This window comes from Enterococcus sp. AZ095b, assembly GCF_051714725.1.
In the GTDB taxonomy this organism is placed as follows: Bacteria; Bacillota; Bacilli; order Lactobacillales; family Enterococcaceae; genus Enterococcus_B; species Enterococcus_B pernyi.
The window spans coordinates 202,802-223,039 of record NZ_JBIOSL010000001.1; the positions used below are offsets into that span (position 1 = coordinate 202,802).

Annotated in this window: 17 protein-coding genes; 15 read left to right on the forward strand and 2 right to left on the reverse strand. The window is 38.7% G+C overall.

What is annotated here, in order from left to right; translation table 11 throughout:
* Nucleotides 1–123: 123 nt before the first annotated feature.
* The 5 genes from IGJ99_RS00995 (at nt 124) to IGJ99_RS01015 (ending at nt 4,016) form a co-directional block, all read left to right on the forward strand.
* Nucleotides 124–726 (forward strand): TVP38/TMEM64 family protein, encoded by a 603-nt coding sequence (locus tag IGJ99_RS00995; protein WP_010734362.1) that lies wholly within the window; start codon nt 124–126, stop codon nt 724–726.
* 25 nt (nt 727–751) lie between these two features.
* Entirely contained in the window at nt 752–1,240 is a 489-nt protein-coding gene (locus IGJ99_RS01000; protein WP_175401354.1) for a GNAT family N-acetyltransferase, read from the forward strand.
* Between the two features lie 434 nt (nt 1,241–1,674).
* Entirely contained in the window at nt 1,675–3,048 is a 1,374-nt protein-coding gene (locus IGJ99_RS01005) for a hypothetical protein (protein ID WP_023518946.1), read from the forward strand.
* On the forward strand, nt 3,029–3,475 hold the full coding sequence (locus tag IGJ99_RS01010; protein ID WP_010734359.1) for a YaiI/YqxD family protein: 447 nt from the start codon (nt 3,029–3,031) through the stop codon (nt 3,473–3,475). The genes IGJ99_RS01005 and IGJ99_RS01010 overlap by 20 nt, the downstream gene beginning before the upstream one ends.
* A 175-nt stretch (nt 3,476–3,650) precedes the next feature.
* Nucleotides 3,651–4,016, forward strand: a complete 366-nt coding sequence (locus IGJ99_RS01015; protein WP_438770454.1) for a DUF2512 family protein — start codon at nt 3,651–3,653, stop codon at nt 4,014–4,016.
* Nucleotides 4,017–4,195: 179 nt separating this feature from the next.
* Here the strand turns inward: IGJ99_RS01015 and IGJ99_RS01020 are convergent, their stop codons facing one another.
* The gene (locus IGJ99_RS01020) at nt 4,196–5,941 is read right to left on the reverse strand and encodes an ABC1 kinase family protein (RefSeq protein ID WP_010734356.1); all 1,746 of its coding nucleotides are present in this window, start codon (nt 5,939–5,941) and stop codon (nt 4,196–4,198) included.
* Between the two features lie 178 nt (nt 5,942–6,119).
* Here IGJ99_RS01020 and IGJ99_RS01025 point away from each other — a divergent pair, with 178 nt between their 5' ends.
* The 10 genes from IGJ99_RS01025 (at nt 6,120) to IGJ99_RS01070 (ending at nt 19,257) form a co-directional block, all read left to right on the forward strand.
* Complete coding sequence (locus IGJ99_RS01025; RefSeq protein WP_438770455.1) at nt 6,120–7,187, forward strand: D-alanine--D-alanine ligase; 1,068 nt, start codon at nt 6,120–6,122, stop codon at nt 7,185–7,187.
* 197 nt (nt 7,188–7,384) lie between these two features.
* Complete coding sequence (locus IGJ99_RS01030) at nt 7,385–8,737, forward strand: UDP-N-acetylmuramoyl-tripeptide--D-alanyl-D-alanine ligase (RefSeq protein WP_062805855.1); 1,353 nt, start codon at nt 7,385–7,387, stop codon at nt 8,735–8,737.
* Between the two features lie 316 nt (nt 8,738–9,053).
* A complete protein-coding gene (cshA, locus tag IGJ99_RS01035; protein WP_066026494.1) occupies nt 9,054–10,589 on the forward strand; it encodes a degradosome RNA helicase CshA in 1,536 nt (511 codons plus the stop codon).
* Nucleotides 10,590–11,298: 709 nt separating this feature from the next.
* The gene (gene acpS / locus IGJ99_RS01040; protein ID WP_010736606.1) at nt 11,299–11,649 is read left to right on the forward strand and encodes a holo-ACP synthase; all 351 of its coding nucleotides are present in this window, start codon (nt 11,299–11,301) and stop codon (nt 11,647–11,649) included.
* 15 nt (nt 11,650–11,664) lie between these two features.
* The gene (gene alr / locus IGJ99_RS01045; protein ID WP_010736605.1) at nt 11,665–12,783 is read left to right on the forward strand and encodes an alanine racemase; all 1,119 of its coding nucleotides are present in this window, start codon (nt 11,665–11,667) and stop codon (nt 12,781–12,783) included.
* Nucleotides 12,784–12,793: 10 nt separating this feature from the next.
* Nucleotides 12,794–13,156 (forward strand): type II toxin-antitoxin system PemK/MazF family toxin, encoded by a 363-nt coding sequence (locus IGJ99_RS01050; RefSeq protein WP_019722700.1) that lies wholly within the window; start codon nt 12,794–12,796, stop codon nt 13,154–13,156.
* Nucleotides 13,157–13,805: 649 nt separating this feature from the next.
* Nucleotides 13,806–16,511, forward strand: a complete 2,706-nt coding sequence (locus IGJ99_RS01055; RefSeq protein WP_062805853.1) for a YhgE/Pip domain-containing protein — start codon at nt 13,806–13,808, stop codon at nt 16,509–16,511.
* Nucleotides 16,512–16,811: 300 nt separating this feature from the next.
* The gene (locus IGJ99_RS01060) at nt 16,812–18,635 is read left to right on the forward strand and encodes an APC family permease (protein ID WP_010736602.1); all 1,824 of its coding nucleotides are present in this window, start codon (nt 16,812–16,814) and stop codon (nt 18,633–18,635) included.
* 164 nt (nt 18,636–18,799) lie between these two features.
* Complete coding sequence (mazE, locus tag IGJ99_RS01065; RefSeq protein ID WP_010736601.1) at nt 18,800–19,021, forward strand: type II toxin-antitoxin system PemI/MazE family antitoxin; 222 nt, start codon at nt 18,800–18,802, stop codon at nt 19,019–19,021.
* Entirely contained in the window at nt 19,021–19,257 is a 237-nt protein-coding gene (locus IGJ99_RS01070) for a type II toxin-antitoxin system PemK/MazF family toxin (protein WP_010736600.1), read from the forward strand. Before mazE ends, IGJ99_RS01070 begins: the two co-directional genes overlap by 1 nt.
* A gap of 318 nt (nt 19,258–19,575) precedes the next feature.
* Here the strand turns inward: IGJ99_RS01070 and IGJ99_RS01075 are convergent, their stop codons facing one another.
* Nucleotides 19,576–20,238, reverse strand: coding sequence for an ABC transporter permease (locus IGJ99_RS01075; protein ID WP_062806264.1), 663 nt, complete (start codon nt 20,236–20,238; stop codon nt 19,576–19,578).

Consider the following 20,238-nt stretch of genomic DNA (forward strand, 5'->3'; position numbering starts at 1 on the left):
CGGGCTTAGGAGGCACAAGAGGATCAAGCTTCTGTTGTTCGAAGTTGCATACGACGATTTTGTAGTTGTTCATTACTTGTTCTTTTATGAAACATAGAAAAATGAAAAGTGTAGGAGAAGCGTATGGCTGAGAAGAAAACATGGGTACATAGAACCATCCAAGTCGCACCACTCGTTGGATTAAGTATTTTTTTCATATTGATCATGTATGGCTATCGACATGGAATCTTTCAATCAGCAGATTCTTTGCAACAATTCATGCAACAGTTTGGGAGCTATGCGATCATTTTATTTATTCTTATCCAAATCATCCAAGTGATCATTCCGATTCTGCCAGGAGGGATTTCTTCTGTTGCAGGGATGTTGATGTTTGGAAATGTCTTTGGGTTGCTGTATAGTTGTATTGGCTTGATTATTGGTGAAGCAATCGGTTTTTTATTCGTGCGTTATTATGGTACGAGTTTTGTCCGTTTTATCTTATCACCAAAAAAATTCCAAAAATTTGAACAGCTAGTCATTGAAAAAACAAACAATATCAAAAAGGTATTGATCGTTACCTTACTTTTACCTTTTGCGCCAGATGATTTGATTTGTCTCGTCGCTGGATTGACGAAGCTTTCATTTAGAGAATACATGCAAATTGTTATTCTTTTAAAACCTTGGTCGGTCGCTGTATATAGTATGATCATGTTGTTTTTATTCCAGCAAGCACAAGGGCATTTTTAGTTCATTGAATGGAGGAAGTAAAATGTTGGAGAAAGTAGTAGTAACTGAGAAAGAACTCGATGAACTCGTGACAGTTATCCATGAAGTATGGCCCGAAGCCTTTACGCCGATTATCGGTCAAAAGCAAGTCGCTTATATGTTGGAGACGTATCAATCGAAAGAACAGATCGGAAAAGAATGTGCAGCAGGGGTCAACTATTTCTTATTGAAGTTAGAGGGAAAAACGATTGGCTATACTGCTTATGAAAAGATGGGTTCTTCGATCTATTTAAGTAAACTCTATATTCTTCGAGACGTACGAGGGAAAGGTTTGACCTCAGAAGTCTTTCGTTGGTACGAACAATTAGCAAAAGAAACAGAAGCACAGGAGATTTTCTTGCGTGTCAATCAAGGAAATCAACAAGCAATCGCAGTCTATCAACATCAGGGATTTGTCATTGAGGGAGAATTGATCAGCGATATCGGCGAAGGATTTCAAATGGTTGATTATAAAATGAAAAAAAGACTCGCATAAAATGGTAGCTTGTGTTAAAGTATACGTTATGCGACGGGTCGAGAAGATCTCTGAACGTTAGAGGTCTAATTGATTTTGGCGGCACATGATCCACGGATCACCTACCGGATGTAGGCGTGCTGGACAAGACTTTTGTGGAGAAGGACTTGTCTGTCTGATTCTTTCAGGCACCAGTGAGTGGCGAACAGAAATGTTCAGCACTCAAAAATAAGCAGGGATTCCCAAATTTGCTAGTCAAATTTTGTGGAGTTCCTGCTTTTTTGTCTATCGGTTGGCTGCGGATCAGTGGGCTGCTTTCACAACCTCTATAGGGTGTTGGCTGCTTTGCTCCTATGGTATAATCAGTTTTGTACCTACAGACATATGGGTATGCCTATAGAGATGATGCGTTGACATGACAAGTAACTCATGTTTAACACGTAAGGAGTTTTTATATGATTGATAATATCAAACGATTTGGGCGGAACTTTACCCAGACGACACCTTTTATTTTGAGTAATACGGTTATCTTGGTGCCGTATCTTTTATTTTTAAGTTTGAGTGATGGGAACCAATGGTTGTCGATTTTACCCTTCACTTTGTTCTATACCTTTAGAATGACAGGTCTGTTTTTAGTTAGTAGTATTCGCTTTGGTCTGGATAGTTATACCTTGTTGATGATTTCTTTATTGATGGGTGGCGCAGGTTCGTTGATCGGGATTTTTGGCGTCCTTTATTTCCCGCTGTATTATCTGTCAAGTGTACTTTTAGGACTAAGTGCGGCATGGCTGATCCCCACAAATATCACAGTGAATTACCATGAAAAACAACAGGGATTCACGAACATGTCAGCAAATAAATTTCCATTTGCGATCCTGTTGTTGCTTGTTTTGTTTCGGGTGATCGAGCTTCCCGGGTCGACGCAAGTCGTGATGACGTTAGCGTTATATACATTGTTCTACATTATGGCATACCATACGATCAGTCATTATCCTCGCTATGAATTGGATTTTAAAGAGATGAAGTCGAATGTGGTAGTGACCAAAGAGTTGCTTTTATTTATCGGCTTTTTCGTTTTGTTGTTTCTTTTGAGAAATGCTCGTTTGTTGATTGATCCTGCATTATTTGACGTAGCAATCTATGGATTTATGCTGTTGTTTCTATTTGCAGCTTTTTATCTTGGAAGGGCTAGAAAGCAGTGGAAATTACCTACTTGGTTAAATAGTTTTACTTTTCTGAATGGCATGTTAGGTAATTTTCTTTTTTTATTCGGGACACTTTATATCGGCCGTGTCTATGGTTTCGACTATTTAGGCGTATATATGTATTTACCTTATATTGCAGGCATGGTGTTAGCCAAAATCATTGGCAATCAAGCAATCCAGATTCCCACGATCGAACCAGTCCTCATTCAATTAGCTGGATTATTTAGTTCGTTGATGGTTCTGTTACTTCCACAAATCGGCTTTGTGGTTGGTTTATTCTTATTAAGTTTTTGGCACGCGGTAGTAGGTAGTTGGTTGAATCGTACGTATTATGAGATCGATACAGAAATACCGATGGATAATCGTGTGATCAAAAAGTTTACGACACAAAACAAAGGAAGTGTGACCCATCAATTTTTATTGATGTCATTGCTGTTGGTGACGGCACGATGGTTGGACGAACCTGTGAGTGTATTGCTCCAATTGACTGGTAGTCTGAGCGTACCAAAAGCGATGATCCAATTGTTAGTTTACGTAAAATGGATAAATGTCAGTGTATTGATCCTGGGAGTAATCGCTGTTTATCTTTTATGGAGGAAAGAACATGCAAAAAATATTCATTGATGGTGACGGCTCCCCAGTGAAAAATGACGTGATTGAAATTGCGGCATCTTTTCAATTAGAGGTGATGATCGTGACAAGTGTCGATCACTATACCAATAAAGAGTATCCAAGCTATGTACAGTTTGTATACGTCGATAAAGGGGCAGACAGTGCAGATTATAAAATCGTCGGGCTGATCAAAAAAGGTGATTTTTTGATCACTCAAGATTATGGCTTAGCTTCATTGGTCTTACCTAAAGGTGTTCGAGTCTTTCATCAATCGGGGAAGGAATTTGATACCACGAACATTGATGGATTATTAGAACAACGTTATCAAAGCAGTAAGTTGAGAAAAGCGGGCATTCGGACGAAAGGGCCGAAGCCTTTCACTCATGAAGATCACCAAAGGTTCAAAAAAGCGTTGATCCGAGCGCTTGCAGAAATTTGAATAGAATATAAAATAGGTGAACATTGTTTCTAACTAAACAGAAGCGGTGTTCCTCTTTTTTATTACTAAAAAAGTACGATATCTTTGATTGATTCTATAACAAAAGATATAATTATGAAGATTATTTAATTATATAATCATATATTTTTAACCAAAAAAGAAGGGAGTGCAGAAAATGAAACATGTGAAGGCGTTGGCGGTAAAAGCAATCATGATTTGGGCAATTTTGTGGATCGTTTTAACGGGACTGTATGGTGTTAGTTTCATGGATTCAACGATTGTCGGAGTAATCATTGTTGTCATGATCTATGTATTAGGTGATTTATTGATTTTACGAAAAGTAGGAAATATCGCGGCTACAATTGCAGATGCTGGTTCAGCTGCAGCCATTCTATGGTTATATCTTTATTTTATGAACGATATGACGGATATTTGGATGAAGGTTTTAGTACCGGCGGTATTGATCGGGATCGCTGAATGGTTCTTCCATAAGTGGTTGCTCTCGCAAAGAATCGTACCAGATGAACGAAAAATGAAATAATCAAACCAAAAAAGCTAAAATTATCAAATAGATAGCGAGTAAAAGGCTACAGACTAAAAAACAGGAATAGTCGTATCCGCAACTCTAATCATCAAGCAATGAGGTTGTGTCAAAAGTACACAGCTAAAAAAATAAACGAGAACATCCGAAAATAGTTTCATATTTTGGGATGTTTTCGTTTATTTTCGTCTTTTTTTATAATAGTTGATCAGTGTATCAATGGCTAAAAAGAGAATGACCACAGCTGCGATCGTATACGTGAATATACCTAATAGTGTAATAAAATTGATTTGATCGTCTGGTGCAGCTTGGACAAGCAACGAAGAGCCGACGATCAATGCGGCGAGTATCACACCAAATACTAAACGGTTCACCATACTTTCGATCCGGTTCATCAGTTGGTCTTGTTTTTTTAGTTCCAAATTGATTTTTCCTTGTCCAGAACGCCAAGTTTCTAGAAGGTGATAGACTTGTTGCGGGATTTTCGGTACGGTTTTGATACCATCGAGTATATCTAAGCCCGCTTGCTTCAAGGTATCTTCGACAGAGAGATGTGCTAAGAAATATCGTTGTGCAATGGGCGTAGCGACTTCCATCAAAGATACTTCAGGATCAAGGACACGAATCACTCCTTCTAATGTGCTAAACGCTTTAAGCAATAACGTGATATCACGATCGATTTGTAAGTTGTTCTGGTGGCAAATCGAGACGATCTGCGCAAAGACTTCTTGCAAGTCGATTTCTTCAATGGGGAGGTCTAAATATTGCGTCAAAAAGCTAGCGAGTTGTTGATGGAATTCACTTTCATCAAAAGGCCCTTCTTGTTGACATAAGTTGATGACAGCTTTTTCAATACGGTAAATATCTCGTGTATAAATCGCTAAAACGATTTCCATCAGCTTTTGTCTTAGCGAAGCGGAGAGACTACCCATCATACCGAAATCAATATAACTGATTGTATATGGTTGCAATGGTTCAGTGACAGTAGCAGTCGTTTTGAAAGAAATCGAGCCTAGTTGTTTTTGGTGTTCTTTTGTGTCTGTCGTTACATTTTCTGAAAGTTCTTCAACGCTTAAAGGATGGAACAATAAATTCCCAGGATGTGGATCGGCATGAAAAAAGCCATCGTCAAAGATTTGCTTCATAAAATGTTCGATCAATCGTTTAGCCACTTGTTGTTTCAATTGAGTATTCGTAAGTGTCTCAATGAGGCGTTCATCCGTTTCTTCAAGATTCATCAATTGGTTGAAGTTCTTTCCAGACATTTCTTCCATCACAATAACTTTTTTTGTGCAAAGTGCCTCATAGATTTTAGGGGATCTAATTTCATACCAATGGTTGTTTAGATTATAGAAACGTGCACCATTTTGACTTTCTTTGTAGAAGTCCAATTCGTTTGTCAATGAACGTTTGACTTCTTGCAACACGCCTTTTAAATCGATGACGCTTGTTTCAGGAATATATTTGATCAAAGGAATCGCCCGTTCGAATAACTGTAAGTCCATCATGATTTCCTTCGCAATATTTGGATGTTGGACTTTTACAACGACTGCATCGCCATTCTTTAACGTTGCACGATGCGCTTGACCCATAGAGGCAGAAGCGAAAGGTGCTTTATTGAAGCTAGTAAAAATCGTTTCTAAGGATGCGTCTAATTCCTGTTCAATCGTTTTTTTCGTCGTGACAAAGGGATCACTTGGTACATTGTCTTGCAATGTTTTGAATGTCTTAGTAAACTCAGCAGAGAGTAAGTCATCACGGACAGAAAGCATTTGCCCAATTTTTATAAAGGTTGAGCCAAGTTCTTCAAAGGCTTTTTTTACTTGTTCAGGATTTTTTTGTTGGATCAGATTAGGCAGAACATTTTCTTTGATGAATACGTGAATGATTTCTGTTAACCGGCTTCGAGAAGTAGTTTTGGTCATAACTATGCCTCCTTTCTCTTATCATAACGATAAAGAAAAAAAGCGACAACTATTCCGCTGTTTTTTGAATAAAATGACATGTACCTCACCTTTTTTCAAATAAGCTGTTTGCATCTTTTGTTTTTGTGCTAAAATATGAAGTAAAAATGAATGATATCGAATACAGGAGGAAAATCTTTTGAAGATTACTTTATTATATGGTGGACGCAGTGCGGAACACGAAGTTTCGATTCTTTCAGCGTTTTCCGTTTTAAATGCTATTTATTATGCTTATTATCAAGTACAGCTCGTATTTATTAGTAAAGACGGCCAATGGGTCAAAGGCCCGTTGTTGACTGAAAAACCTACAAGTGAAGAAGAATTGCACTTGACGTGGGACCCAAGTGGGAAAATGACAGAAGGATTTACGGGTACTGTCATCAATCCAGGAGAGATCAAAGAAGAAGGAACCATCGTCTTCCCAGTTCTTCACGGTCCAAATGGCGAGGATGGCACGATCCAAGGATTCTTAGAAACCTTGAATATGCCTTACGTCGGTGCGGGTGTACTGACAAGTGCTTGTGCCATGGATAAGATCATGACAAAATATATTTTACAAGCAGCCGGTGTACCGCAAGTACCTTATGTTCCAGTTTTGAAGAATCAATGGAAAGAAAATCCTAAAAAGGTATTTGACCAATGTGAAGGCTCATTGCTTTATCCGATGTTCGTGAAGCCAGCAAATATGGGATCAAGCGTGGGGATCACTAAGGCTGAAAATCGAGAAGAATTACAGAATGCCTTAGCAACAGCTTACCAATACGATTCACGTGCCATCGTTGAACAAGGAATCGAAGCACGGGAGATCGAAGTCGCTGTTTTAGGGAATGAAGACGTCCGCACGACCTTGCCTGGTGAAGTGGTAAAAGACGTGGCATTTTACGATTATGATGCGAAGTACATCAATAATCGCATCGAGATGCAGATTCCAGCAGAAGTACCAGAAGAAGTCCATCAAAAAGCACAAGAGTACGCAAAATTAGCGTATACGATGTTAGGTGGAAGTGGCTTGAGCCGTTGTGATTTCTTCTTGACGAATAAAAATGAATTATTCCTTAATGAATTAAATTCAATGCCTGGATTTACAGCATTCAGCATGTACCCCTTGCTATGGGAAAATATGGGCTTGAAATACGGTGACTTGATTGAAGAGTTGATCCAATTAGGCGTGAACCGTCATAATCAAAGACAAAGTTTCTTTGACTAATTGAAACGTAATCAGCACAAGTATGAATGTGTCGAAGTAGTATGTATAGCAAAATAAAGGTTGTGGATGATCATCTGGTACTGATTGAAAGCGAAAGATTTTTACTATTCGACGCTATCAGTATTGGCGATTTTCACCACCTTTTTTGTTCCTATTCCTATAGGACTACTGGTCTAAATCGAAAGGACAGAGAATGGATGAACATAACAATACAAGAAATTGCTCAAGCAGTTGGCAGTCATCATGAGTCAACCCAATCAATCACAGGAGTAGAATTTGATAGCCGCAAAATCAAAGAAGGCGATTTGTTCGTTCCTTTAGCTGGCACAAGAGATGGGCATGAATTTATTGAACAAGCTATCGCAAATGGGGCAGTTGCTTCTTTTTGGAGTTGGGCAGCCGAAAAGGCACCAGAGGGGATCGAGATCATACCAGTTTCTGATCCTTTAAAAGCAATGCAAGAGTTGGCGCAGTATTATTTAAAAAAAGTTGGGGCGGATGTAGTGGCTGTTACCGGTAGTAATGGGAAGACGACCACAAAGGATCTAACAGCTTCTGTCTTAGCGCAAGGATATAAAACTTATAAAACACAAGGAAATTACAATAATAATATTGGCATGCCTTATACGATCTTGCATATGCCTCAGGATACTGAAAAAATCGTTTTAGAAATGGGAATGGATCATGCCAATGAAATTACGGAACTCTCGTTGCTGGCACAACCAAAAGTTGCAGCAATCACGATGATCGGTGAGGCTCATATCGAGAATTTAGGGTCACGAGAAGGTATCGCCAAAGCAAAAATGGAAATTGCTGACGGGTTGCTACCAGACGGATTATTGATCGTACCGAATAATGAACCATTGTTAGAACCGTTGGTTGCTCCATTGTCTCAAAAAATCAAGACGTTTGGAATCGAACAAGGCGATATTTCTGCACAACAAATCATCGAAGAAAAGCAACAAACGACATTTATCGTTGAAGGCGAATCATTCACGATCCCTTTACCTGGTAAGTATAATGTGACGAACGCGCTGATTGCTTATGCGATCGGGCAGTTTTTCGGGTTGTCTCTGTCGGAAATCCGACGAGGTCTAGCAACTGTCTCAGTGACACAAAATCGAACAGAATGGCTGACTGCTGGAAATGGGGCAGCGATCTTAAGTGATGTTTATAATGCCAATCCTACAGCCATGGGATTAGTCTTAGATACTGTAGCAAGCCTCCCAGCAGCGGGACGAAAACTTGCCGTTTTAGCCGATATGTTGGAGCTAGGAGTAGACTCGCCTCTCATGCATGCTTCAATGAGTGAACATATTTCTTCAGACATCTTCTCGATGATCTTTTTGTATGGAAAAGAAATGCAGGCGTTAAAAGATGCTTTGGCTCAGAAATATCCTGATTTGCCGGTTTATTATACCGAAGAAAATAAAGAGCAATTGATTGCAGCGGTGATTGCTGAGATCCAGCCAGATGACACGATTGTACTAAAAGGTAGTAATAGTATGGGCTTGATTGAAGTGGTCGAACGACTACAAGAAATGAAATAAAAACTGTAAACTTGCAGAAAACAATAAATTATGCTAGAATAACCTATTGCCGAAAGATGAAGAGAAATTGGACTGGCTTGATGATGAAATGCGAAAGCCAGATGTCATAACAATGATAAAGCTGAACGCGACCCGTTTGGCTTTTCTAATGCCTAAACTTCGCAAAGTGATTTTTCGGTGGTGCCACAGGGGCTAAGAATGGATGGGAAACGTGCGTGGCCACTGTCAAAAAAGCAACAGACACTTTGACCGAACAAAAGACGGGGTAGCAAACTATAGCTACATCCTCAGTTAACAACCATATAGGAGGATTCATTTGAAATTTAAAGAACTAGAATTATCACCAGAATTATTAAAATCAGTAGAACGTGCAGGATTTGAAGAAGCAACACCGATCCAATCAGAAACGATCCCACTAGCCTTGGAAGGCAAAGATGTGATTGGACAAGCACAAACAGGAACAGGTAAAACTGCTGCGTTTGGCTTACCGATGTTAGAGAAAATCGATGCAAATCGTCAAGAACTACAAGGATTGGTTATTGCACCAACACGTGAATTAGCGATCCAAACACAAGAAGAACTTTATCGTTTAGGACGTGACAAACGTGTCCGTGTCCAAGCTGTCTATGGTGGCGCCGATATCGGTCGCCAAATCCGTGGATTGAAAGACCGTCCACATATCGTCGTTGGTACACCGGGTCGTATGTTAGACCATATCAACCGTCACACATTGAAACTTGGAACAGTTGAAACATTAGTATTAGATGAAGCAGACGAAATGTTGAACATGGGCTTCTTAGAAGATATTGAAAGTATTATCTCTAAAGTACCAGACCAACGTCAAACACTATTGTTCTCAGCAACAATGCCACCAGCAATCAAAAACATCGGTGTGAAATTCATGAAAGATCCAACACACGTGAAAATCAAAACCAAAGAAATGACTGCTGATTTGATCGATCAATACTATGTACGCGCAAAAGAATACGAAAAATTCGATGTGATGACTCGCTTGCTCGATGTACAATCACCAGAATTAACGATCGTCTTCGGACGTACAAAACGTCGTGTAGATGAATTAGCTCGTGGCTTAGAAGCTCGTGGCTATCGTGCAGAAGGTATCCATGGCGACCTTTCCCAACAAAAACGTATGAGCGTATTACGTTCATTCAAGAGTGGTCATTTAGATATTTTAGTTGCTACAGACGTAGCTGCACGTGGTTTAGATATCTCAGGAGTTACTCATGTATACAACTATGATATCCCACAAGACCCAGAAAGCTATGTTCACCGTATCGGTCGTACTGGTCGTGCAGGTAAAGGTGGTATGTCAGTAACTTTCGTTACACCAAACGAAATGGGTTACTTACATGTTATTGAAAACTTAACGAAAAAACGTATGACAACTTTACGTCCACCGACTGAAAAAGAAGCATTCAAAGGACAACTAGGCGCTGCTATTGAACAAATCGAAGAAAAACTTGAAGAGAATGGCTTAGATAAATATCTGCAAACTGCGGATAAATTATTGGAAGAATACTCTGCTCAAGATTTAGTCGCTTTATTGTTGAAAACAACAGCCAAAGATCCATCAGATGCAACACCAGTAAAAATCACACCAGAACGTCCATTGCCTATGCAGAAAAAAGGCTACAACAAAAATGGTAAACGTGGTGGCGGAAGTGGCGGCGGAAACAACCGTAATCGTCGTGATAATGGCAACTACCGTGGCAACAAAAATTCAAAAGGTAGCGGTAGCTACAGCAAAAACCATAACAAACAAAAAGACAATGGTGGAAAACGCACAAACGACAAAAAACGTGGTTTCGTGATCCGCACGAACAACGACTAATCCACATGTAAAGTGGTGGTCTTAGAAGGACCATCCGAATAAGCCCGTCAGATCCAAAAATAGCTTACCTATTTTTGGCCTTGGCGGGCTTATTTTGTATTGTTTATTTGGCAATGATAGATAATGAAAAAAACAAACATACTCTCTCTTTCATTACATAAAGAAGTAGAGATCATAGGGTAAAAACCTACTAATAATGGGAAGTCTAAGAGTATTAAGTATAAATTTAACGTAGTTCCTCTTTTTAGTAGGTAATTTAGATAACTTTAACAAAAATGTTATTTAAAAAAATAAAATATTTAGCTTTTTAAGGATATAGCAACAAATTTTTGTTTTTTTTGTTTATTAAGTAAAAATAATTTCTTTTTTTATGCGTGATCCATGGTAAATTAGAATTAATACCAATAAAATGATTTTATAAACAAACAAGGCGGAAAATGATTTATATATCAGCTGTTTTTCGAATTGTAAGTCTTGTTTTTTTGAAAAACGTTCGTAAAAAAAGAAATGAAGTGACTTGAACTGTTTTCTTTGCATCAGAGATTTTTATCAATCAATTCTCAATGGTTTTTTATTGGAGAAAATGAAGAAGTGGGTTTTCACTAGGAAACAACTTTCATTTTTGTTATTTCTAGACTTATTGGTGGTAAATTGTCTAAAATTTGGTAGAATTAGAGTGTTCTAAAATTTTTTGAAAAGAGAATCGTGTATGATAAAAGGGATTGGGATTGATGCAGTTGAACTGTCGAGGATTGCTAAGATCATTAAAGAAAAGCAAAACTTTATTGATCGTGTACTGACACCAAGTGAAATCGAAATGTTTCGTTTGCTGCCATTTCATCGTCAGGTTGAGTTTTTAGGCGGTCGTTATGCATGTAAAGAAGCTTTTTCAAAGGCTTGGGGAACAGGGATCGGTAAAGTTACCTTTCAAGAGATCGAAATTTTAAAAAATGGATCAGGACAACCAATTGTAACGAAATCTCCACATGAAGGAGCAGTCTGGGTCAGCATCACACATACAGACGAGTTAGCTTTTGCACAGATTATTTTAGAAGACTAGAAAGAAGGAAGAACAATGGTTATTGCTTGGCATCGTCCGACAAAAGCAATTGTACATAAACAGGCAATTACAGAAAATGTAGCAAATGAAATAGCTCGATTGAATGGGAAAGAATTGTTTGCTGTTGTCAAAGCAGATGGTTACGGTCATGGAGCAATCGAAACAGCAGAAGCTGCAAAAAAAGGTGGAGCTTCTGGTTTTTGCGTAGCTACTTTAGATGAGGGAATCGAGCTGAGAGAGGCAGGTTTCACACAACCTATTCTTGTATTGAATATGGTTCCGATCGATGCGTTGACACTTGCAGTCATCCACGATCTATCTATTACTGCGGGAATAAAAGAATGGTTGGAAGCTGCGGCTACTTATATAGCAGAACGACATCTAGAATATTTATTGAAATTGCATTTGAAAGTCGATACCGGAATGGGAAGAATTGGCTTTCTCAATAGTGCAGAAGTGAATGAGGCAGTGGAAATCATCCAGGATAGTCCCAATTTAGAATGGGAAGGGATCTATACTCATTTTTCTACAGCAGATCAAGCAGATACCACCTATTGGGAACAGCAGAACCAAAAATTCAGTGAGATCATCGAAAGTCTACCTACTTTACCAAGATATGTCCACAGCAGTAATAGTGCTACTGCATTATGGCACGAAAAAGCTACAGGCAATATGATCCGCTATGGGGTAGCAATGTATGGCTTGAATCCATCCGGTCACGCGTTAGCGGAAGTGTATCCCCTACAACCAGCGCTTGAACTTGTATCTGAATTGATCCAAGTGAAAGAGTTGCCAGCAGGAGAAGGTGTAGGTTATGGAAAAACCTATACGACTTCAGCTTCAGAATGGATCGGAACTGTACCAATCGGTTACGCAGATGGTTGGTTACGGAAAATGCAAGGTTTCTCATTATTAGTGGAGGGGAATTATTGTGAGATCATTGGTCGTGTATGCATGGATCAATTGATGATCCGTCTGCCCTATCAAATGCCAGTAGGAACTAAAGTTACGTTGATTGGGGAAAATCAACAGGCTAAAATCACAATGCAAGATGTAGCAGATCAATTGGGTACGATCCATTACGAAGTCGCATGTGTGCTAGGGCCCCGCATACCTAGAGAATATCAAGAGTGAGGAGAGGCGTATGGTAAAAAGAGGAGATATTTATTTTGCTGATCTTTCTCCGGTGGTAGGATCAGAACAAGGTGGGACAAGACCGGTCTTAGTGATTCAGAACAATTTAGGTAATCATTTTAGTCCAACGGTCATCGTAGCAGCAATTACTGCGAAAATGGCGAAACCTAAATTGCCCACACATATAGGAATCAAAGCGACCGGAACAGGGATCGAAAGAGACTCAGTCATTTTACTTGAACAAATCAGAACGATTGATAAGTCCAGATTAAAAGAAAAAGTCTGTCATTTGGAACGATCGATCATGTTAGATGTCGATCGTGCATTAAAAATCAGTGTTGGTATCGAAGCGCTTGTCCCAGTGTCAAAATAAAAGACAAAAACAGCACGCTTATACATAAAAAATAGCACCGTGTGTTTAGTCAATCATTGCGCGATTCAGCGCTTGGCAACAACAAAAAAGAGGAACTTCAATGGTCTGGGACATTCGTCCTATCGCACCACCTAAAACCGAATAAACGGCGGGAACAGAAGTAACCTCTTCGAAAATAAGGCGCCATCCACAAAAATTTGAAAAATAATTTTCGTGGATGGTGCCTTATTTCTCGAAGCTAAACATTTTGATCCCGACCTCTGGCTGTCGTGCCTTTTTTTGTTTGTGTGGTTCAGTTTTGCCGGATTTTCCAGTTCTATCGGAAGATATGGTTTATAAAATAACAATATATATATTGAAAATAAGGTTATAATTTTATGAGTAACCAATTTAGACATTTTTTTAGAAACTATGGTAAGCTTTTTATAACAGATTTATTTGACTACACATAAAAAATTTATCGGGATGCTACATTTGATAGTGGACTAGTGGATAAAAGAAGATTAATTATTTATTAAGCAAAAGATGACAACATTCGGACAGTTTGATTTAACTGTCAAAAAATTAGTTGCTGGATTGAAAATAGGATTGAAAATCGTATGGTTTTCATGATAAAGTGATGCAGCTGAAACAAAAAAAGGTGATGAATATGAAATCAATAAAAAATACAATAAACTTATATTTACTTGATTGGAAACGAATTTTTAAAAATCCTGTTGCGACTCTCTTGATCATCGCAATTATGATCATTCCTTCATTATATGCTTGGTTCAATATCAAAGCATTATGGGACCCTTATGGCAATACAGGGGAATTACCGATTGCTGTTTATAGTGCAGACAAGCCGGCTGAGTTTGAAGGACAAGACGTTGCCATCGGAAAAGAAGTACTGAAATCATTACATGAAAATAAAGATTTAGGTTGGCAGTTTGTTGACTCTAAAAAAGAATTAGAAGACGGTGTACGGTCTGGGGAGTATTATGCTGGTATCTATTTGCCAGAGAATTTCTCGGAGGATTTATTAAGCTTTACGAGTGGTGATATCAAAAAGCCGGAAATTGAATATACAGTCAATGAAAAAATCAATGCCATTGCACCAAAAATCACAGATAAAGGTGCATCTACGATCCAATCACAAATCTCCAGTGAATTTATTCGGACGGCGAGCGAAACTTTACTAAAAGTCTTTAATGAAATTGGGTACGATATCGATACAAATCTGGTAAGTATCAATAAAGTAAAATCAATGATTTTATCAACAGATGAAAACTTAGATACGATCGATGGCTATACCCAACAAGTACTTGATCTACAAAAACAACTACCAGATATCAAAGACAAATTAGCGAAAGCAAATGAATTTGTTGATTATCTCCCAGAAGTGGATGAGATGGGACAAAAGGTCGTTGAATTGAACGATAAAATGCCAGAATTAAAGGAACAAGCCAAAATCATTCTTGACCTTCAACAAAAAATCCCGGAGATCCAAGATGCTGGACGACAAATTGCTGAAATCGACAACGATTTTTCATCAATCGAAGAAACGATGAATCAAGGAATCGAGGAAGCAAAACAAGGATTGACCATCATCCAACAAGTCCAAGACATCTTACCTGATGTGAAAAATTTAGAATCACAAGCGAAGAATCTCGCAGAGGATACCAAAACGGGCGCTGAACAATTAAAAGAAGCAGTACCAGGTATCACGACAAGCGTGAAGACGACGTTAGATTCGATTGGGCAAGTAGCGACCACAACAGGTTCATTAGCGAAAACAATCGAAAATGCTGTCAAAGATGGGCAATTGACAGATGATGAAAAAACGAATATCAATAACTTGTTAACTAATTTTATCAACAGTATTAATGAGCAACAACAAGCAACTGACAAGTTGATTTCATTTTTGGAAGATTTACAAGCCAATGCTGGTAATACAAAACTACAACCTATTATTGATACATTGAAGAGTGTTAAACCAGTATTAACTGATTTACAAAATCGTTTAACACGATTAAATGAAGCTGTTCAAGCAGGAGATGTTTCTCAAGTTACTAGCCTTTTAGAAGAAGTACAAGCTGCTGCTAATTCTGTCAACAGATTGATCAGTAGTATCAATGTAAATGAAGTCAGCACCACCGTTGAATCAATCTTGACTCAAGTGATCGATACGATCAGTACGGCGCAAGGTGCGTTGAGTAAAGCAGATCAAATCGACTTTGATTCGCTATTAAATTCAACCAAAGCAACCGTGACAAATGCGGTGGCGATCTTAGAGAAATATCAAAAAGAAATGCCTGCAATCGGTCAAGAGGTCCATGATGCAAATACGATGCTAAATGGTAATATGGAAACGATCGTAAATGGAATCAATAAGGGAGCTGACCTATACAATAACGACTTACCTGTATTAGAAGAGAAACTTGGTTTAGCTGCTGATTTTATCCAAAATGATTGGCCAACGATCAAAAATGAAATCAATACCACAATGACCACCGTCAACGATAAAATGCCAGAAGTCGAAACAGCAGTGAATGCTGCGGCAGACTTGATCACGAACGACTGGCCAAACATCAAAGCTGGTATCCAAAAAGCCGCAGACACGATCCGTAAAGGAGAAGAAGAGGTTGATCTTGGGGAAGTCATCAAACTCTTGAAATTAGATGCGACAAAGGAAAGTGAATTCTTTACGATGCCTGTGGAACTGCAAACTAATTCGTTGTATCCAATCCCTAATAATGGATCAGCAAGTACACCGTTCTATACTGCGCTATGTTTGTGGGTAGGTGCGGTCTTACTTTCAAGTGTCGCTACAACAGATTATTATTTAGATAAAAAAGCGCGTAAAAACTATACAAAACGGGAACAGTTTGGCGCCCGCATGTTGACCTTCTTGACGATGGCGATCGCTCAAAGCTTGATCGTTACTTTAGGGAACATGTTCTTGCTTGGTGTGTATGTAGTGAATCCAGTTTACAGTGTACTGTTTGCTGTTTTGATTGCTTTGTCATTTATGATGATCGTCTATGTTTTAGCAGCACTGTTTGACAATGTCGGCAAAGGGATAGCCATCATTATTCTTGTCTTGTCCATATCTGGTGGTGGTGGGAACTATCCAATTCAAGTTTCAGGGAAATTTTTCCAAATGATCAATCCTTTCTTGCCATTTACTCATGCAGTCAACCTCTTACGTGAATCAGCTGGTGGTATCTATTGGCCAAATGCGCTACATGCGATTTTGATATTAGTCGGCATATTTATTGTCGTAGGAATCGTTGGTACAGTATCCTATCCATTTGTAAGTGAAAAAATGAAGAAATTCAAAGAAGCTGCGCATGAAAGTCGAATCTTCCACTAGAAACGTGATGCCATCTATTCGTTTCTCGTAAAGGTTTGAAGTCTCAGTTTTTAAGTGAAGACGAGTTTAGGATAACGTTATTTTCCTAAGCTCGTCTTTTTTCTATACCAGAGAAAGCAAGTGGTTTAATTATGGAAATCACTCTGAAAATGAATTAAAAAAATATGGGGATTTTCTATCGGTATTTTTCCCGAATTTTGTTGACATTTAAAGGTCAAGGGCGTACTATAACATCTTGTTTACTATAAAAAATGACACCTGTAATTCGTAGGGGAAAAGGTGTGTAAAGGAGCATAGAAATTGGATTACTTAAAAAGGTTGTTAGTAGGGAAGCCGTTGAAGTCGGCGGAAAACGACGAGCATAAATTAACAAGGTTTGCTGCGTTAGCACTACTATCTTCCGATGCGTTGTCATCGATTGCGTACGGAACAGAACAAATCGTTGTGGTATTAGTGGCGTTGTCTGCTGCTGCGATCTGGTATTCATTGCCAATTGCTGCATTTGTTATTATTTTATTGATTTCATTAACTCTTTCTTATCGGCAGATCATTCACGCATATCCACACGGGGGTGGGGCTTACGTTGTTAGTAGTGAGAACCTCGGTAAAAATGCTGGACTGATTTCGGGCGGGTCTTTATTGATCGATTATATGCTGACTGTTGCGGTTTCCGTCTCAGCCGGTGCAGAGGCGATTACTTCTGCTATACCAGCTCTATATGGGCATCAAGTAGCGATTTCAGTGACTATCGTCCTCTTGTTGATGATGTTGAACTTACGTGGACTGAGAGAGTCAGCTTCGTTTTTACTATTCCCAGTCTATACATTTATTCTCGTCATCTCCTTATTGATTGTCGTTGGTTTGTTTAATATTGTGACTGGGGCAGTACCATTACAAGCAACAGCATTGCCTGGTGCAGTTGTCCCTGGGGTTTCCGTCGCATTGATCTTACGGGCTTTTTCTTCTGGTTCTTCTTCATTGACTGGTGTAGAGGCAATCAGTAATGCAGTACCGTTCTTCAAAAAGCCACGGGCGAAAAACGCAGCGATGACCTTGACGATGATGGCATTGATCTTAGGATTCTTTTTTGTAGGGATCACGTTTATCAACTATTGGTATGGAATCGTTCCTGAAAAAGAAGTAACTGTTCTTTCCCAAATCGGACAAGCTGTTTTTGGACATGGGATCTTGTATTATATCTTGCAATTTGCGACAGCTTTGATTTTGGCAGTGGCAGCAAATACAGGGTTTTCTGCCTTTCCAGTATTAGCCTATAACTTAGCAAAAGATAAATTCATGCCTCATATGTACCAAGATCGTGGTGATCGTTTAGGGTACTCAAATGGGATCATCACGCTTGCATTAGGGTCGATTGTGCTATTGTTTATTTTCAATGGCTCTACTGAACGATTGATTCCATTGTATTCCATTGGTGTATTTATCCCCTTTGCATTATCGCAAACAGGAATGGTCATCAAATGGAAAAAAGAAGGCAAAAAGTGGTGGACGAAATCAATTGCGAATATTACGGGTGCATTTATCTCTTATGCCATCATTGCAATTTTATTTGTTTACCGCTTAGGGGATATTTGGCCGTTCTTCATCATCATGCCAATCGTCATGTTCGTCTTCTATAAAATTCATGATCATTATAAAAAAGTAGCAGAACAACTTCGATTAGAAGACGAAGTAAACTTACACGAGTATGAAGGAAATACGGTTTTGGTACTTGTAGGGAACGTTACGCGGGTAAATACCGGAGCGTTGAATTATGCGCGTTCGATTGGTGATTATGTTGTTGCTATGCACGTTTCATTAGATGAGGATATCGAAAAGGAAAAAGAGATCCAAGCAGAATTTAAAAAGCATTTTCCAGATGTTCGTCTTTCAATCGTCCATTCTTCTTATCGGTCGATTCAAAATCCGATTTTGCGTTATGTGGACATAGTCAGCAAGAATGCTGCAAAACAAAATTATACGACGACCGTATTGATTCCACAGTTTGTACCAAATCGCAGATGGCAGAATATCTTGCATAATCAGACGAGTCTGAGATTGCGTTTACGTCTTTCTTGGCGTGAAAATATCGTCGTAAGTACGTATAGTTATCATTTGAAAAAATAATTACATGATAGCGAGTAACAATTTTTGACCTTAGAACAGCACTTTGGTGTTCTAAGGTTTTTTTATAGTTACATGAAATTGGGTTGGGTATTCAATTTTACGAAAAATGTATTCACGTTGTATTTATATTATGATGATAATAGATAGAATGGAGGGCGAAGATTATGAAGACTAGGAAACAAGGTAATGCGATTGTTTTAACTGTACCTACTAAATTTGGCATAGAAGAAAATGTTGAGTATAGTGCTGTTAAGGGAGAAGACGATACAATCACGTTTATAAAAAAGAAAAAAAATATTTTTGATGAAGCATTTGAAAATGATGAAACAATTGATGCACGTGCTGGTTTTCCTGAGGATTCACTGGTAGGAAAGGAAATTATTTAATGGCATATACTATTAATGGCTATACGCCTAAACAAGGCGATTTTGTGATTATTAATTTCAATCCCAGTATAGGTAGAGAGATTAAAAAAAGAAGACCTGCAATTGTTGTCAGTGCGAACCATTATAATGCAGTAACAGGAATGTGTGCGGTTTGTCCAATTACTGATACGAAATATAAAAACCATATTGCATTAGATAAGAGGCATAAACTACAAGGATATATCAATCCTTTTTAAATCAAAACATTTGATTTTATGGAAAAGCAGAGAAATATACGCTTCGTAGAGAAAGCCACTCTGGCTGAATTAGGTGAAGTGGCGCAAATCATTGATATGGTGTTTGATTTTTCGTCATTATTGTCAGAGTGAGTAGCAACTCATTTATTTATAGTTTATGTAGAACTGTACATACCAGAAGATTCAGTCAATGACTATCTATCTGAATTTCAAATAAAAAAACACCACCAAATCAAGAATTTATTTCTTGAACTGGTGGTGTTTTCAACTATTTAAAAATAGAAATCCATTGGGTTCAATATGGATTCTCTATGTTCGTCATCTTGAATGCTTTGCCGCAGGGTCTAAACGGCGTTCGATGATCCCTAAGACCCAGTCGGTGATGATTGCCATGAAGGCTGTTGGCAAGGCTCCGGCTAAGATGATCGACGTACCATCTGTGGCATTTGTCCCACGAATGATGATGTCTCCTAGTCCGCCAGCTCCGACGAAGGCACCGATGGCTGTGATCCCGATGGCAACGACTAAAGCATTTCTAATGCCTGCCATAATGACTGACACAGATAGCGGTAGTTCTACCATAAAGAGACGTTGGCTGGCTGTCATCCCCATCCCTTTACCGACATCAAGGATATTTTTGTCGACTTGGATCATCCCAGTGTACGTGTTCTTGATGATCGGCAATAGCGAATACAAGAACACCGTGACGATCACGACATTGACCCCTAAACCTAAACCAATCATCAAAATCGAAACCATCGCTAAAGAAGGAATCGTTTGGATGATATTTGTAAAACGGATCACCCAATTGGCTAACTTACGTTTTCGTGAAATGAGAATACCAACGGGGATACCGACGATTGCTGCAAAAAGTACGCCATAGATCGAAATGAGAAAGTGACGTAGGAACTGTGAAAAGACATACGTACCATTCTCTTGAAAATAATAAATAAATTGTTCAAGCCAATTCATGTTTTCCAT